The organism is Methylobacterium sp. J-077 (assembly GCF_022829365.1).
Lineage (GTDB): Bacteria > Pseudomonadota > Alphaproteobacteria > Rhizobiales > Beijerinckiaceae > Methylobacterium.
Window position 1 is genome coordinate 34,557 of the sequence record NZ_JAKSYJ010000212.1, and the last position, 15,954, is coordinate 50,510.

Annotated in this window: 13 protein-coding genes; 8 read left to right on the forward strand and 5 right to left on the reverse strand. The window is 68.6% G+C overall.

Annotated elements, in window-relative coordinates:
- Both MKL11_RS25710 and MKL11_RS25715 read left to right on the forward strand, forming a co-directional pair.
- Complete coding sequence (locus MKL11_RS25710) at positions 1-1,116, forward strand: hypothetical protein (RefSeq protein WP_243948447.1); 1,116 nt, start codon at positions 1-3, stop codon at positions 1,114-1,116.
- Positions 1,113-2,201: a PfkB family carbohydrate kinase gene (locus MKL11_RS25715; protein WP_243948448.1), complete on the forward strand. Its 1,089-nt coding sequence runs from the start codon at positions 1,113-1,115 to the stop codon at positions 2,199-2,201. The genes MKL11_RS25710 and MKL11_RS25715 overlap by 4 nt, the downstream gene beginning before the upstream one ends.
- Before the next feature lie 501 nt (positions 2,202-2,702).
- Here MKL11_RS25715 and MKL11_RS25720 read toward each other — a convergent pair.
- Genes MKL11_RS25720 through MKL11_RS25740 form a run of 5 tightly spaced genes read right to left on the reverse strand, consistent with a single transcriptional unit; the run spans position 2,703 to position 10,095 of the window.
- Positions 2,703-4,595 (reverse strand): TRAP transporter large permease subunit, encoded by a 1,893-nt coding sequence (locus tag MKL11_RS25720; RefSeq protein WP_243948450.1) that lies wholly within the window; start codon positions 4,593-4,595, stop codon positions 2,703-2,705.
- 59 nt (positions 4,596-4,654) lie between these two features.
- Entirely contained in the window at positions 4,655-6,385 is a 1,731-nt protein-coding gene (locus MKL11_RS25725; protein ID WP_243948452.1) for a thiamine pyrophosphate-binding protein, read from the reverse strand.
- 24 nt (positions 6,386-6,409) lie between these two features.
- The gene (locus tag MKL11_RS25730; RefSeq protein WP_243948455.1) at positions 6,410-7,342 is read right to left on the reverse strand and encodes an AEC family transporter; all 933 of its coding nucleotides are present in this window, start codon (positions 7,340-7,342) and stop codon (positions 6,410-6,412) included.
- A 58-nt stretch (positions 7,343-7,400) separates the two neighbouring features.
- Positions 7,401-8,978, reverse strand: coding sequence for a class I adenylate-forming enzyme family protein (locus tag MKL11_RS25735; protein ID WP_147907799.1), 1,578 nt, complete (start codon positions 8,976-8,978; stop codon positions 7,401-7,403).
- Between the two features lie 52 nt (positions 8,979-9,030).
- Positions 9,031-10,095, reverse strand: coding sequence for a TRAP transporter substrate-binding protein (locus tag MKL11_RS25740; RefSeq protein ID WP_409565913.1), 1,065 nt, complete (start codon positions 10,093-10,095; stop codon positions 9,031-9,033).
- Positions 10,096-10,393: 298 nt separating this feature from the next.
- On the opposite strand from MKL11_RS25740, the gene MKL11_RS25745 reads away from it, so the two are divergent.
- From MKL11_RS25745 to MKL11_RS25770, 6 genes are all read left to right on the forward strand, one after another.
- Complete coding sequence (locus tag MKL11_RS25745) at positions 10,394-11,113, forward strand: GntR family transcriptional regulator (RefSeq protein ID WP_243948457.1); 720 nt, start codon at positions 10,394-10,396, stop codon at positions 11,111-11,113.
- A gap of 38 nt (positions 11,114-11,151) precedes the next feature.
- Entirely contained in the window at positions 11,152-12,357 is a 1,206-nt protein-coding gene (locus tag MKL11_RS25750; protein WP_243948460.1) for an acyl-CoA dehydrogenase family protein, read from the forward strand.
- A 160-nt stretch (positions 12,358-12,517) separates the two neighbouring features.
- Positions 12,518-13,696 (forward strand): beta-ketothiolase BktB, encoded by a 1,179-nt coding sequence (gene bktB / locus MKL11_RS25755; protein ID WP_243948462.1) that lies wholly within the window; start codon positions 12,518-12,520, stop codon positions 13,694-13,696.
- Position 13,697: 1 nt separating this feature from the next.
- On the forward strand, positions 13,698-14,465 hold the full coding sequence (locus MKL11_RS25760; RefSeq protein ID WP_243948464.1) for an SDR family NAD(P)-dependent oxidoreductase: 768 nt from the start codon (positions 13,698-13,700) through the stop codon (positions 14,463-14,465).
- Positions 14,466-14,468: 3 nt separating this feature from the next.
- Complete coding sequence (locus MKL11_RS25765; protein WP_147907804.1) at positions 14,469-15,479, forward strand: phosphotransferase family protein; 1,011 nt, start codon at positions 14,469-14,471, stop codon at positions 15,477-15,479.
- A 2-nt stretch (positions 15,480-15,481) separates the two neighbouring features.
- On the forward strand, positions 15,482-15,820 hold the full coding sequence (locus MKL11_RS25770) for a DUF6285 domain-containing protein (protein ID WP_243948466.1): 339 nt from the start codon (positions 15,482-15,484) through the stop codon (positions 15,818-15,820).
- Positions 15,821-15,954: the final 134 nt, after the last annotated feature.

Here is a 15,954-nt window from a genome sequence, read left to right on the forward strand (position 1 = left end):
GTGACTCGCCTGCGCCGCTGGGATCCGTGTGTCGCTCACCGCGGGGGAGAGGTGGATAGCTTCCTTGCCGACTACTTCGCCCAGGAGGATCGCCGAATCCTCCTGCTGGCCGGCGCCGGCTTCGATCCGCGCTCGCGCGCCGTCGCTTCACGGCTATCTGAGGTTGGAGCGTCTGTTCGAGCTCTTTTCGTCCAGGAGAACCGACCGAACCCGCCTCAAGGCCAGGTTGATCGAGCGGGCGCCAACACGACGGCGCTACTGGCGGCCGTTCCTGAGCGGGAGATCGCGCCGGTGGAGATCTTCGGTCCCGACGGCGCCGTCATCGGCGGCCGCAACATCATCGGGATCCTCAACCGGCAGAACCACGAAGGCCTGACCGACATCGTCGTCGACGTCAGCGCCCTGTCGGTGGGGACGAGCTTTCCGATCATCCGGTACTTCGCCGAGCGGATCGGCCGCGGCAGGGGACCGGCCAACCTGCATGTGTTCGTTGCGCACGATCCTCGGCTCGACGCCAATATCCGTTCGATCCCCAGCGACGCGCCGGGCTATGTTCATGGCTTCAAGGGCGGCTCGACGCTGTTCGCCGCCGCCGAAGCGGCGCGACTCTGGCTTCCGCAACTCGCGAGCGGACGGCGGGGCGCGCTCGGACGGCTGTACGACTTTGTCGAGCCGCACGACACCTGCCCCATCCTTCCCTTCCCGGCGAGCGACCCGCGCCTCGGCGACGCCCTGGCTGCGGAGTACATTACCGAGCTGGAGAGCACCTGGTCAGTGGACACGCGCAACATCGTTTACGCCGACGAAAGCGATCCGGTGGATCTTTATCGGACGATCCTGCGGCTGGATGACTTGCGTCAGCCGGTTTTCACTGAAACCGGCGGCTCGATGCTCGTCCTTTCGCCGCTCGGCAGCAAGGTCATGGCACTCGGAGCGTTGATGGCGGCGTTGGAGCGTGATTTGCCCGTCGCCCACCTCGAGCCGATCGGCTACGAGATGGAGGGGTCGATTCCGGCGCAAATCGCCGAGCCGAATCTTGTTCATATCTGGCTGGAGGGCGAGGTCTATCCTCGGCCGAGATCGGCGTTGTTGGCAGAAGGGAAGAGTGCGCCATGACTTCTGTCACAACTCCTAAGGTTTTCGGGGCTGGTCTCATCGCGCTCGACTTGGTGATTGGTCCCGACCCTGGCGAGCCAGTGCGCTCCTGGGCCGGTGGGACGTGCGGCAACGTCCTGTCGATCTTAGCTTTCCTTGGTTGGGACGCCTACCCGATCGCGCGCATGAACAGCGATCCGGCATCCGATCGCGTGCGCTCGGACATGGCTCGGTGGGGCGTTCATCTGGACTGGGCGAACTGCATGCCGACGAGCCACACGCCCATCATCGTTCAAGAGATCCGCCGTGGACGGGACGGTCGGCCCAAGCACCGCTTCTCGTGGGCGTGCCCGCATTGCGGCGAGTGGCTGCCGTCATTTAAGGCGATCACCGTCACTGCGGCAGACGCGATCATACCGGCGCTCGACGGCGCGTCGGTGTTTTTCCTGGACCGGCTCTCGCGTGCAACGCTCACACTTGCTGCCGAGGCTTCATCCCGGGGTGCACTGGTCGTGTTCGAGCCATCGGGCAAATCAACGGACAAGCTGATGGCGGAGGCGATCGCTCTTGCCCACGTCGTCAAGTACGCCGACGAGCGGTTGACAGGCATCGAGGGCGTCATGGCGGATAGCTCGGCCACGCTGCTCGAAGTCCAAACTTTGGGTGAACAGGGCCTCAAATATCGTCACCGGCTCAATAGAGGCGTGTCCGATTGGGAGCAAATGAGCGCCATCCCTGCTCCACGACTTGCGGACACTTGTGGATCCGGCGACTGGTGCACCGCTGGCTTCATAGCTAGAGCGGCCGTCGGGGGACAGGATGGGCTGCGCAGGATCGGCACGAGTGGCGTCCAGTCAGCTCTGCGATATGGACAGGCGCTCGCCTCGTGGAATTGCGGCTTTGAAGGCGCGCGTGGGGGGATGTACTCGGTCCAACCAGAAGACTTCGCTGTTCAAATCGACCAATTGGTGGACGGCCAGTTTGACGCGCCAATGGGTAGAACCATCGAGACCGCCTCCGCCCAGCCCATAGGATGTCCGGCTTGTCCGCCAAGCCCTCTGGCAGCCCGCGCCGCCCAAAGTGGACGTCGGAAGCATGCAGCTTGATGGTGGGCTGAGCAGCCTCGATCAGTGACCACAGCCAGCAGGTTTCGCGCTTGCTCCCTGATCATTGCGGGAATGGCGATGTGAACGTAGTCCATTGAGCTGATCTAACTCGCCTGGGGGCAGAGGTCAGATTCTCTGCAATAACACCCCTTGCGCAATCTGCGCGTGACATAGATTGCGCAACAGCCTTAACAGACACGGTCTCATGCGACCGAAGCGATTGGCCAGCTAGGCCATAGTACATGTCTCGAAAATCCTCGTTTGCGCGACTGTAGGTGTCCGCTTTCCGGCAAGCACCGGAGTTCCACTTCTGGCGCGAAGCTGAGGTTGGCTGAGCCACAAAGTTCGGCAGCTTTGCGCCCATCTCAGACATTCCTCCCTTACGATGCGCTTCTCTTAAGCGGACGTCCAAGCGGTGCACAGCACGGTTCATATCTCCCCATGAGCCGAACATGGATTGGAACTGCCTCAGTGCGCTGCGTGTCCTCTCATCTCGCTGGCTTAGAGGAATCCGATCGAGAACCAGGGGACCAGGATGATGACGAGCAGGCCAATCAAGAGGGCGACGATGTAGCCGACGATCGGGCGCATCCCGGCATCGGGGTGGATCCGGCTGATGGCGCAGGCCGCGTAGTAGCCGACGCCGAAGGGCGGGGCGAACAGGCCGATGCCCATCGCGAGAATCACCACCATGGCGTAGTGGACCTCGTGCACCCCGACCGCCCGGGCGATCGGGAACAGCAGCGGGCCGAACAGCACGATCGCCGGGATGCCCTCCAGCACCGAGCCCAGGACGATGAAGGCGAGGGCCGAGACGAACAGGAAGCCGAGCGCGCCGCCGGGCAGGCTCTTCATCACCTCGGCCAGCGTCTGCGAGAAGCCCGACTGGGTCAGCGCCCAGGCCATGCCAGTGGCCGCGCCGATGATCAGCAGGATCGCCCCCGACAGCGTGGCGGTGGTCACCAGCATCGGGTAGAGCCGCCGCCAGTCGAACTGGCGGTAGATCAGCAGACCCGCCAGCGCCGCGTAGACGATGCCGATGGTGGACACCTCGGTGGCGGTGGCGATGCCCTCGACCACGGCGAAGCGGATCACGAACGGCAGGGCCAGCGCCGGGATCGCGACCAGGAAGGCGCGGCCGATGATGCGTCCGGACGGCCGGGCGACGTGGCTGAGGTCCTCCCGGCGGTAGCGCCACCAGACCAGCGCGCAGAGGGTCGCGGCGAGCACGAGACCGGGCAGCAGGCCGCCGGTGAACAGGGCCGTAATCGACACGCCGGTGACCGAGCCGATGGTGATCAGCACGATGGAGGGCGGGATCGTCTCGGTCTGCGCGCCGGTGGTGGCGAGCAGCGCCACGAGGTCGCCCTCCTTGGCGCCCCGGGCCCTCATCTCGGGGAACAGCACGGGGGCGACCGCGGCCATGTCGGCGGCCTTCGACCCGGAGATGCCCGACACGAGGTACATCGCGCCGACCAGCACGTAGTGCAGGCCGCCACGAACATGGCCGAGCAGGCTCGCCAGGAACCCGACCATGGCGCGGGCCATGCCGGTCATCTCGATGAGCAGGCCGAGGAACACAAACAGCGGCACGGCGAGCAGGATCAGGTGGCTCATGCCCTCGTCCATGCGCCCGACCACCACCATTGCGGGCGCGTGGGTGGTCAGCGTGATGTACGCGAAGGTGGACAGGCCGAACGCGAAGGCGATTGGCACGCCGGAGAAGACCAGCGCGCCGACGTCTAGGACGAAGAACAGCAGCAGGTTGAGGTTGCCGAGGTCCATCAGCCAGGGCTGGAGGGCCACGAGTCCGGCGGCGACCGCGACGCCGAGCACGAGCGCCCCCGCGGTCAGCTTCCAGTCGGCCGTCTCCAGGAGCCGGATCGCCGCGACGAGCAGCATGAGGCCCAGCCCGACCGGCAGGGCGGCGGCGCGCCACGCGTTGTTCAGCTCCAGCGCGGGCGTCTGGACGAAGGTCTCCTCGCTGGCGAACTCCCAAGCCGGCTCCAGCAGCAGCGCCACGAAGATCAGGCCCGCCACCAGGGCGACCGTCTCCAGGAAGGTGCGCAGGCGCGGCCCGCTCATGGCCACGAAGGCGGTCATCCGCATGTGCTCGGCCCGGCGGAAGGCGACCACGGCGCCCAGCATGGCGAGCCACAGGAACAGGATCGAGGCGAGCTCGTCGGACCAGACGAGGGGTTCGCGGAATACGTAGCGGCTCACGACGCCGCCGAGCAGCACCGCGATCTCGGCGAGCACGAGCAGGGCGGCGGGGATCTCGACGAGGTAGCCGAGCCCGTCGTCGAGGCGGCGCAGCCAGCCCCGGGCGCGCAGGGGCGGACCCGAAAGCTCGAGCCCGGCCGCGCTCTCGACCGCCGCGATATCGATCTGCATGCTGCCCTCCCATCAGGCGGCGACGCCGGGACTGCCGCCCGGTTCGTCGCATCGTCGATCTACGGTGTCTCGCTCGTACGCGTCGCACGCCATGTCCGTTCCGCCTCGTCCCAGGCGGCCAGTGGCTGAAGATCGGGGACCCAGGCGAGGCCGGTCTTGGCGTCGGATGAGACAGCTTCGGGGGTCACCACGATGTCGAGAAGCGCCGGCCGATTGGCGAGCGCGCGCGCGATGGCCGGTCCAAGCTGCTCTGCGGTCTCCACGCGCTCCCCATGCATGCCGAAGGCGCGGGCCATCGCGGCGTGATCGCTGAACTGAAGCCGGGTTCCGACGACCTTGCCGTGCGTGACTGTCTGATCATGCACCTCGATCTGCCACGCGCCGTTGTTAGCCACGACGATCAGCACCGGCGCCTTGTGGCGCGCGGCCGTGTCGAGTTCGATGGCGTTAAAGCCGAAGGCGCCGTCGCCAGTCGCGACCAGTACGGTCTTGTCCGGCCGCGCCAGGCTCGCGGCGATCCCATAGGGCACCCCGACGCCGATGCAGCCGAACGGCCCCGGATCGAGCATGGTCGGCGCCGACAGGCCGACGCGGGCAAAGCTCAGGAAATCGCCCCCGTCGGTGATCACGATGGCGTCGTCACCGATCGCGTCCTGGAGGGCGGAGATCACCCGGTTCGGGTGAAGGCGGCCATCGCTGCCGTTGGGCGCCTCCGCCATCGTCTGGCGGAGCTTCTTCGCGCGCCCTACATGGCTCGCGCGGAGCTTGCCCGCCCAGTCGGGGTCGACCGCCGAGGGCCGGTTGCCAGCGGTCTCGACCAGCGCGCTGAGTGCCGGGCCGGCAGATGCGAGGATCTCCACCGCGCCGCGGCGATTGTCGCGCAGCTCCTGCGGGATGTCGGCGATGCGCACGAACTTGGCGTCCCCGAACACGGCCGGCGACCCGTAGGCGAGCTGGAAGTCAAGGCGGCGGCCGACGGTGAGCACCACGTCGGCGTCGCCCATCACCGCTCCGCGCATGGCCGCGACCACGGCGGGATGGCCGTCGGGCACCAGGCCGCGGCTTTCGCCGGTGTCGAGGTAGACGGCGCCGAGGCGGTCGAGCAGCGCGGTCAGCTCCGGCCCGGCCCCGCGGGCGCCGCGCCCCGAGATCACCAGGACGCGCCGGGCCGACCACAGCAACTCCACCGCCTCGGCAATCCGGTCGGGATCTGGCCGCGCCTGCGCGCGCGGCCGGGGCGCGAGGTGCTCGGGCAGTTGCATGGCCTTCGGCACGGGCTGGCGCATCGTGTCGGTGGGGAAGTCGATATAGGCGGGTCCCGGCTCGCCGCCCTCGCCCAAGGCGCGGGAGATCGCCTCGTCGAGCTCGGCCAGGGCTAGCGTCGACTCGCGCACAGTGCGGGCGTAGCGGGTGACCGAGCGCACAATCGCCGTGTGGTCGAGGTCCTGCAGGCCGCCGCGGTTCTCCTGGGCCCGCGGGCTGGTGCCGGAGATGACCAGCACGGGCGCGCGGGAGACGTGGGCGTTGGCAATGCCGGTGACCGCGTTCGTCATGCCGGGGCCCGCCGTCACCAGGGCGACGCCGATTCTCCCGGTCACCTCGGCATGGGCCTGCGCCATGTGCACAGCGGCGCGCTCGTCGCGCACGTCGACGATGTCGATGCCCTCCGCGTCGAGGCGCATCCAGATCGGCATGATGTGGCCGCCGCATAGGGCGAAGACCCGCTCGACGCCCCGCGCCTTCAGCGACTTGGCGATCAGGGCGGCGACGCTATCTGGGGTGACCTGCATGCGGATGATCCTTTCTCAGGGGGCTCAGCCGAGCCATGCCACGAGGGTCGAGACGGTGAGGACGGAGACGAGGTGCGAGATCAGGATCGCCCCGGAGGTCACGCCCGCCCGCAACCCATAGAGCTTGGCGATGGTAAAGGGGCCCGAGCCGATCGGCAGCGCGCTGAGCAGCACCGCCGCCCGCGCCCAGAGCGGCGGCACGTCGAAGATCCAGAAGACGAGCAGGGCCGTCACGGCCGGCTGGAACAGCAGCTTCAGGACGACTAGCAGGCCGATCCGGCTCCGGTCGCCGGACAGCGCGCTCTCCTGGGCGAGGAACAGGCCTATGCAAACCAGTGCGCACGGGGACGCCGCGCCGCCGAGGAGCTTGGCGGCGGTCTCCAGCGGCTGGGGCAGCGGCAGGCCGGTGAGGCCGGCGCCGAGCCCCGCGACCGGCGCCAGAAACAAGGGGTTGCGCAGGAGCGAGACCAGGACCCGGCGCACGGTGTTGCGGCGGTCGACGCCCCGGCGGAGGTCGAACTCCACGAGCACGATCGCCGTGAGGAACAGGACGCATGCGGTGAACAGGGTGGCGATCACCGCTGCCGGGAGGCCCTCCGGCCCGAACACCAGCAGGCAGAGCGGGATGCCCATGAAGCCGACGTTGCCGTAGCCCGCATCCAGCCCCTCGATACTGGCATCCGCCATCGAGCCGCCGCGGCGTAGCCCGAACCAGAAGGCCAAGGCGAAGGTGAGGCTGATGCCACCGGCAAATCCCGCCGCGAAGCCGACCTGCCCGATCTCGGCCGGCGTGATCCGGGCCATCGTCGTGAAGATCAGCGCCGGCAGCGCGAGGTAGACCGCGAAGCGGTTGATGCTGTCGGTCGACTCGCGCGTGAACCCGCCCAAGCGGCCGCACAGGAACCCAACCAGGATCAGCGCAAAGATCGGGACGGCCGCGTTCAGGACGGCCTGCATCGCACCGGCCGTCGACGGGGACTGGGGCGGGGGAATCGACGGGCATCGCGGGCACCCATCAAGCCGGCGTGCCCGCGCCGGCCTCGGCGCTCAACTGCGCCTTGAGGACGCGGTAGAGCACCTTGCCGGTGGCGTTGCGCGGCACGGCCTCGGCGGCGATGAAAGAGCAGGTGCGCGGCCGCTTGTAGCCGGCCAGTCGGTCCCGGCTCCAGCCGATCAGGTCGGCTTCGGTCAGGGCGGTGCCCGGGTGCAGTACGACGACGGCGTGGACGCGCTCACCCCACTTGGCGTCCGGCAGACCGACTACGGCAACGTCTTGCACGCAGGGATGGGTGCCGAGCGCCGCCTCGATCTCGGAGGGATAGACGTTCTCGCCGCCCGAGATGATCATGTTGCTCTTGCGGTCGACGAGTTGGATGAACCCGTCCGCGTCGCGCCGGGCCATGTCGCCCACCGTGCAGTACGCGCCGCGGAAGGCGGCGGCGGTCTTTTCCGGCAGCTTCCAGTAGCCGTCGAAGGTGTAGGGATTGCAGGAATAGAGTTCGCCGGGCTCCCCGTCCGGCACCTCGTCGCCATCCGCGTCGAGGATCCGGATTGGGGCGGAGCCGACGCATTCGCGGCCGACCGAGCCGAGTTTCGTGAACTGGTCGCGGGGGTGTAGCATCGTCACCCAGCCGGTCTCAGTCGCCCCGTAGAGCTCGTACAGCCCGGAATTGTGGAACAGCCCCATCACCGCCCGCTTGGTCTCCTGGCGGGCGGGCGCGGAGGAGATCATCAGCTTGGTGACGCGGTCGAGGTCGTAGCGCGAGCTCTCCTGCGCGGACAAGCCGAGCATCATGATGTAGTGGGTCGGCACGAGCGAGGTGAAGGTCGCGCCGCCCTCGGCCAGGGTGCGCAGGCAGTGCTCTGGGTCAAAGCTCTTGCGCGAGTAGATCGTCGTCGCACCGCCGCAATAGCTGAACGCCCCGAAGAAGTAGAGCGAGTTGGCGTGGCACATCGGCATGACGAGCAGCGCGCTGTCATTGCGGTGGATGCCGAGCTCGATCTCCGTGCATAGGGCCATGAGGCTGGCACCGCGGTGACTGCGGATTGCGCCCTTCGGGTTGCCGGTGGTGCCCGAGGTGTACATCAGCATCCACGGATCGGCCGCTGCGACGGCCACGTCCGGCTCGGCGTCGCTGGCGGCCGCGAGGAATGCCTCGTAGTCCCGGTAGCCTTTCGGGCAAGGCGTGGGCCCGAAATGGACGACGTTGCCCTCGGGCAGGCCGAGATCAGCTCGCACATCCTCGACGACGCCGGCCAGCTCGTCCTGAACGATCAGGGCCGACGCCTCGGCGTTGGTCATGATGAAGCGGATCTCGGGCCCGACGAGGCGGAAGTTGATCGGCACGGCGACGAGGCCAGCCTTGGCGGTCGCCGCGTAGATCTCGGCCCATTCTACGCAGTTGTAGGCGAGCACCCCGACGCGCGCGCCCTTCCCGAGGCCGAGGCCGAGCAGCGCGTTCGCCAAGCGGCAGGCGCGCGCGTTCCACAGGTGGAACGTCATCGATCGTTCCAGGTCGCGCGCGCCGAGGCGCTCCGGCGCGAGCCGCGCATGCACCGAGAGCATTTGCCCGAGCGTCAGGAGCTCCTTCATGGCGCCATCTCCTCGATCGTTCTCGCCTGGTGGTTCCCGCCTTTCGGACGCATCAGCCGATGGCGCCGGCGTACTTCTCCAGCAACGCCCACGCTTCGGTCCCGAACTTGCCCTTCCAGGTCTTGTAGAAGTCCGTCTTGGCGAGAGCCTGCTGGAACTGCGCCGGATCGGTGGTGTTGAAGGCCAGCCCCTTTCCCTCCAGCGCCACTTTCAGGTCGGCACTATCCTTGAGGTTGTCCTCGCGCTGCTTGAGGGCGGCGGCATTGAAGTGCTTGGCCATTACCGCTTGCAAGTCCGCGGGGATCGTCTTCCAGACGCGGCCGCTCGCGAGCAGCCAGAAGCCGTCCCAGGCGTGATTGGTGAGCGAGCAGAACTTCTGCACCTCGTAGAACTTCGTCGCGTTAATGATCGCCAGCGGGTTTTCCTGCCCGTCAGTGATCCTGGTCTGAAGTGCGGCGTAGGCCTCGCTCAGGGGGATGCTGGTCGGCGCGGCACCCAGCGCCGTGAACAGCGAGACCCACAATGGGACGACGGGCACGCGGATCTTGAAGCCCCTGAGGTCCTCGGGACGGCTGATCGGCTTGGTGCTCGTCGTGACTTGGCGGAAGCCGTTGTCCCACATCGCCTCGAACGGATGCAGGTTGGCTTTCTCGATGCTGCTGCGCATGTACGCACCGACCTCGCCGTCCATTGCCGGCCAGACTTTGTCGTAGCTCGGGAAGACGAACCCGATGGCCGGCAGCGCGGCCGCTGGCACCAGCGTCGACAGCAGGGTCGTGGGCATAGTCGCGAGTTCGAGCGCCCCCGAGCGCAGCTGCGAGATCATGTCCGTATCGCTGCCGAGCTGATTGTTCGGGAACACGGAGATCGACAGGCGCCCGTTCGTCTCCTTCTCGATCGCGCCAACCGCCTCGGCGAGCCGGACGTTGAGTGAGTGCGTCAGCGGCACGTCGTTGCCGAACTTCAGTTTAAGCGGCGCCCCCTGCGCGCGTAGGACCGCCGGGCTGAGCACGGTCCCTGCGCCGAGCGCTGCCGCGCCGGCGAGCCCGAGGAAAGCCCGGCGGCCGAGGGGAGCGGTCCGATCCGGGCGAATGGACGCGTTGGTTGGCGTGGTCACGGCGTTCCTCCCATGCTCGCCGCGTTGCGAACCGTCGCACGCGGCTTTGTATAAGTCCGCCGGCTCCCGCCGGACAGCGTCAGGTGACGCATCCAGCGGCCGGGCAAAGACCTCATCGGCGTGAACACTGAGATGGCGCTCAGCATCCGCCCAATCGCGTCTCCAGGCCCAGCGCCTTAGGAACCCTCGCCGACTCACTTTGAATTCGAATATGGTATGCGAGTTTTGAATTTGCACAAGCGCTGAAATGGTGCAGGATCGCTTTAACGGGTGGCGGGAAAGACGGCGGGCGGGAAAGATGGCGGGCGGGGCGCCAGTGCTAAGTCTGGTCGAGCAGGTCTACGAGCGGATCCTTTCCGAGATCTGCGAGGGCACGCTCGCGCCGAACGCGCGGCTGATCCAGGACGAGCTCGCGGCCGCCTATGAGGTTTCGCGGCAGCCGGTGCAGCAGGCGCTGATGCTGCTGCGCGAGCGCGGCTTCGTGGCCGACGCCCCGAAACGCGGGGTGATCGTGACGCCGCTCGACGCTGACGTGCTGCGGGACGTCTACGAGACCCGGGAGGTACTGGACGGCCTGTCCTGCCGGCTGGCAGCCGAGCGGGGCTCCGATCGCGCTCAGGCCGAGGGCCCTGCCCTCATCGCGCGGGGCCGGGAGGCGATCAGCGGCGGATCAGTCGCCCGGCAGATCGCCGCGGACCTGGATTTCCACCAGTTCATCTACGCAATATCGGGCAACCGGTCGGTGGAGGAGGCAGCCCGTCCGCACTGGCACTTCATGCGCCGGATCATGGGCGCGGTGCTGCGGGTCGAGCGCGACATCTCCAGCGACATCTGGAACGAGCACACCACCATACTGGACGCGATCATCGCGGGGGAGCCCGCGGAGGCCGAGACGCTGGGGCGCGCCCACATCGCGCGCGCCTCGAAGAAGTTTTCGGGCCAGCTGCGCGCGCTCCAGGAGCAGACGGCGGCCCGGCACAAGAGCCGTTCGCTGACCGCGCATTCCAGAATTGGGTGACCGGGCGCATCGAGCGCAGCAGGACTAAAGGGTACGACGTGGATTTCACCATTTCTGCCGGCGTCGAGGCGTACCGCGCCCGAATCGCGGCCTTCGTCGACACGCACATCCTGCCCCTGGAGGCGGACCCGCCCGCCTATGACGGGCACGGGAACATCGGCTTAGGCGAACTGGCCCGGCTGCGCGGCCTCGCGCAGGAGCAGGGTCTCTGGTGCCTCCAGCTCAGGCCGGAGACCGGCGGGGCCGGCCTCGACAAGGTCGGCATGGCGGTCTGCTACGAGGCGATGAACCGCTCGATCTTCGGGCCGGTCGTGTTCAACTCCGCCGCCCCCGACGACGGCAACATGATGGTGCTGGAGAAGGTCGCGACGCAGGCCCAGAAGGAGCGGTGGCTCGCCCCGATCGTGCGCGGCGAGGTCCGCTCCGCCTTCGCCATGACCGAGCCGCATCCCGGCGGCGGCTCCGATCCCGGCATGATCCAGACGCGGGCCGAGCGGCGGGGCGACACCTACGTGGTCACCGGCCGCAAATGGTACATCACGGGGGCCGAGGAGGCCGCGCACTTCATCCTGATGGCGCGCACTTCCGACGATGCGCGCAGGGGGCTGACCGCCTTCCTGTTCCACAAGGACCAGCCCGGATGGGAGATCCTGCGCCGGATCCCGATCATGGGCCCGGAGGAGCATGGCGGCCATTGCGAGTTGCTGTTCGACGGTCTGGAGATCCCGGCCGAGAACGTCCTGATGAACGAGGGCGACGGCCTGAAGCTGACCCAGATCCGCCTCGGCCCCGCCCGGCTGACCCATTGCATGCGCTGGCTCGGCCTGTCGAAGCGCTGCGTCGAGATCGCCCGGGCCTACGCGGCGGAGCGCCATGGCTTCGGCATCCGGCTCGCCGACCGGGAGAGCATCCAGCTCATGCTCGGCGACCTCGCCATGCGGATCGAGATCGGCCGGCTGCTGGTCATGAAGGCCGCCTGGGCGCTGGACCAGGGCAGCTTCGCCCGCAAGGAAGTCTCGATGGCCAAGGTCCACGTGGCCAATCTCCTCCACGCGGCGGCCGACGTGGCGATCCAGATCAACGGCGCCCGGGGCTACTCGACCGACACGCCCCTGGAGTGGATCTACCGCTACGCCCGGCAGGCCCGGCTGGTGGACGGCGCCGACGAGGTCCACAAGATGGTGCTCAACCGCAATCTCGAGGCGGAGGGCGATGCCTTCTGGACGTGGACCGTCGGGGCGTGACCGCCGGGACGGGGACGACGCGCCGGTGGTCACGCCCCCGTACCCGCATCCTGATCTGCCCGCGCCCGCGGCCCGGCACCGCGGCACGCGGTGCCGGGATCGGATGTCCGCGTCTCGCGACAGGACCTGACAGACGCACCGAAGCGTAGAGTTTATGACGATGACCGATGTCGTGATCACAGGGGCGGTACGGACCGCGATCGGCACGTTCGGGGGGTCGCTCGCGGCGATCCCGCCGGCGGCGTTGGCGGCCCAGTGCGTGGCGGAGGCACTTAAGCGCGCCGCGACCGCACCCGAAGCGATCGGCCACGTGGTCTTCGGCAGCGTAATTCCTACCGAACCGCGGGACGCCTACCTCGCGCGCGTCGCCGCCATGGAGGGCGGCATCCCCAAGGAGGTGCCGGCCATGACGGTCAACCGCCTCTGCGGCAGCGGCTTGCAGGCGATCGTCTCGGCCGCGAAATCGATCCTCCTCGGGGATGCCGACACGGCGGTCGCCGGGGGAGCCGAGAGCATGAGCCGCGCGCCGCACCTGCTGAAGGTCGGGCGCACCGGCCAGCGCATGGGCGATGCCGTGCTGGTCGACTACATGCTGGGCGCGCTGAACGACCCGTTCGGCAACGGCCATATGGGCGTCACCGCCGAGAACGTGGCGGAGCGTTACGCCGTCTCCCGCGACCAGCAGGACGCCTTCGCGGCCGAGAGCCAGGCCCGGGCCGCGCGGGCGATCCGCGAAGGCCGGTTCCGCGACCAGATCCTGCCGGTCGCCGTGCAGCGCAAGCGCGAGACGGTGGCGTTCGACACCGACGAGCACCCCAAGGCCGCGAGCGCCGAGGATCTGGCGAAGCTGCGCCCGGCCTTCTCGAAGACCGGCAGCGTGACGGCCGGCAACGCCTCGGGCCTCAACGACGGCGCCGCCGCCCTCGTCCTGTCCAGCGCCGACCGGGCGGAGCGGGACGGCCGCACGCCCCTGGCCCGCATCGTCGGCTACGCCCATGCCGGCGTGGACCCGTCCGAGATGGGCATGGGTCCGGTCCCGGCCGTGCGCCGATTGCTGGAGCGGACGGGCCTGCGGGCCGCCGATTTCGACGTGATCGAATCGAACGAGGCCTTCGCGTCCCAGGCCTGCGCCGTCTCCCGCGAACTCGACCTCGACCCCGCGAAGGTCAATCCGAACGGCGGCGCCATCGCGCTCGGCCATCCGATCGGCGCGACGGGGGCGATCATCACCGTGAAGGCGCTCTACGAGCTGGCCCGGACGGGCGGACGTTACGGGCTGGTGACCATGTGCATCGGTGGCGGACAGGGTATCGCCATGGCCGTCGAGCGGCTGCGCTGAGATGGCCGACCTCTTCGATCTCGCCGGCCGGCATGTCCTGGTGACCGGCGCCTCCAGCGGCCTCGGCCGCCACTTCGCCGGGACGCTGGTGCGCGCGGGGGCGCACCTGTCCCTCTGCGCGCGCCGGGCGGACGCCCTCGCCGAGACCGTCGCCGGCGTCTCCGGGGAGGGCGGAAAAGCGCAGGCCGTCGTCATGGACGTCACCGACGCGGCCAGCATCGAGCGGGCCCTCGACGCCGCCGAGGCCCGCTTCGGTCCGGTCCATGTCGTCGTCAACAATGCCGGGATCACCGCGACGAAGCCCGCCCTCGACCTCGACGAGGCCGACTGGGACGGGGTCCTCGATACGAACCTGAAGGGCGTCTGGCTGGTGGCTCAGGCGGCCGGCCGGCGCATGGTCCGCCACGGCGCGGGCGGCAGCATCGTCAACATCGCGTCGATCCTGGGCCTGCGGGTCACCGGCGGACTGGCGCCCTACGCGGCCTCGAAGGCCGGGGTCGTCCAGCTGACCAAGAGCCTCGCCCTCGAATGGGCGCGCTACGGCATCCGGGTGAACGCCCTGGCGCCCGGCTACATCAAGACCGAGCTGAACGACGCGTTCTTCGAATCGGAGCCCGGTAAGGCCCTGATCAAGCGGGTGCCGCAGCGGCGTCTGGGGGAGGCGGCCGAACTCGACGGGCCGCTCCTCCTGCTCGCCTCCGATGCCGGGGCGTACATGACCGGCAGCGTCGTGGCGGTCGATGGCGGCCACCTCGTGTCGGGCCTGTAGCGGATGGATCAGGATCGGCTGCGCATCTGGCTGGCCGGGACGCTCGGCTGCCCGGACCTCGCCATCGCGGATACGCGTCCCCTCGGCGGCGGCTCCATTCAGGAGAATCGGCTCGTCAGCTGCCGGGTCGGCGACGACGTGCGCGCCTTCGTGCTGCGCATGGATGCGGCCGCCACCATCGCGTCGAGCCGGACCCGTGCCGAGGAGTTCCGGATCCTAGAGGCGGTCTGGAACGCCGGGGTCCGGGTGCCCGAACCCGTCGCCTTCTGCGAGGATCCGGAAGTGATCGGCGCCCCGTTCGCGGTCATGGGGCTGGTCGAGGGCGTGGGGCTGGGCCCGCGGATCGCCAAGGATCCGAGCCTCGGCGGCGACCGGGAGCAGCTCGCCGAGACCCTGGGCCGCGAACTGGCGAAGATCCACGCCACGCTCGACCCACGGGCGCTGCCGGGCGGGCTCGCCTTCCTGGGCGCGCCCGAACCGGATCCCGCACGAGCCGAGATCGCGCGTCTGCGCGCGAGCCTCGACGGTATTGGTGTCCGGCGCCCGGCGATCGAGTGGGGGCTGCGTTGGGGGGAGGTCCGCGCCCCGGCCTGCCCGGCGCCGACCCTCGTCCACCGGGATTTCCGGACGGGCAACTACATGGTCGACGGATCCGGCCTCACGGCCGTGCTGGACTGGGAGTTCGCCGGCTGGGGTGACCCGGATCAGGACCTCGGCTGGTTCTGCGCCGCCTGCTGGCGCTTCGGCCGGCCCGAGCGTGAGGCGGGCGGCGTCGGTTCCCGCGCGGCCTTCTACCGGGGCTACACGTCCGAGAGCGGGCGGACGGTCGATCCGGCGCGCGTGGCCTACTGGGAGGTGATGGCCCATGTGCGCTGGGCGGTGATCGCGCTGGAGCAGGGCGCGCGCCACGTCTCCGGGCGCGAGTTCTCCCTCGAACTGGCACTGACCGGCCGGATGGTGCCCGACCTGGAACGGGCGATCCTGCGGGCGACCGCCCCCGCGGCATGGAGCTGAGCATGCAGGACGAACCCTCCGGCGCCGCCCTCCTCGACGCGGCCCGCCGCGCCCTCACCGAGGAGGTCGTGCCCGGCCTCACCGGCCGCCCGCGCTACGTCGCCCTGATGGTCACCAACGCCATCGGCATTGCCGCCCGCGAAATCGTGCAGGCGGACCGGCTCGCAAAGGCCGGCGCGCGCGTGCTCGATGGCGCAGGCGCGCCCGACAATCCGATGGAGAATCTGGTCCGAACCATCCGAGAGGGGCAGCACGATGCGGATGAGGATCTCCAAGCAGCGCTTACCGAAGCGGTCGAAGTAGCAGCACAAATTTGGAAGCCGTCGGCGCCAGATAAATAATGTTTATAATACACGATAAATAAAGTACTTTTTCTGCAAAGCCGATCTACATAGATTATAATTGAATCAAAATCCGATCATGTAGTTTGATCGTGTCGACTATGTCGAAGGACCGTCGACCACGCGAGAGGCGA

Coding starts and splice junctions, on each gene's coding strand:
- MKL11_RS25715 (WP_243948448.1), top strand. CDS start 1,113: ATGACTTCTGTCACAACTCCTAAGGTTTTCGGGGCTGGTCTCATCGCG.
- MKL11_RS25735 (WP_147907799.1), bottom strand. CDS start 8,978: ATGAAGGAGCTCCTGACGCTCGGGCAAATGCTCTCGGTGCATGCGCGG.
- MKL11_RS25745 (WP_243948457.1), top strand. CDS start 10,394: ATGGCGGGCGGGGCGCCAGTGCTAAGTCTGGTCGAGCAGGTCTACGAG.
- MKL11_RS25720 (WP_243948450.1), bottom strand. CDS start 4,595: ATGCAGATCGATATCGCGGCGGTCGAGAGCGCGGCCGGGCTCGAGCTT.
- MKL11_RS25765 (WP_147907804.1), top strand. CDS start 14,469: ATGGATCAGGATCGGCTGCGCATCTGGCTGGCCGGGACGCTCGGCTGC.
- MKL11_RS25760 (WP_243948464.1), top strand. CDS start 13,698: ATGGCCGACCTCTTCGATCTCGCCGGCCGGCATGTCCTGGTGACCGGC.
- MKL11_RS25730 (WP_243948455.1), bottom strand. CDS start 7,342: ATGCAGGCCGTCCTGAACGCGGCCGTCCCGATCTTTGCGCTGATCCTG.
- MKL11_RS25770 (WP_243948466.1), top strand. CDS start 15,482: ATGCAGGACGAACCCTCCGGCGCCGCCCTCCTCGACGCGGCCCGCCGC.
- bktB (WP_243948462.1), top strand. CDS start 12,518: ATGACCGATGTCGTGATCACAGGGGCGGTACGGACCGCGATCGGCACG.
- MKL11_RS25725 (WP_243948452.1), bottom strand. CDS start 6,385: ATGCAGGTCACCCCAGATAGCGTCGCCGCCCTGATCGCCAAGTCGCTG.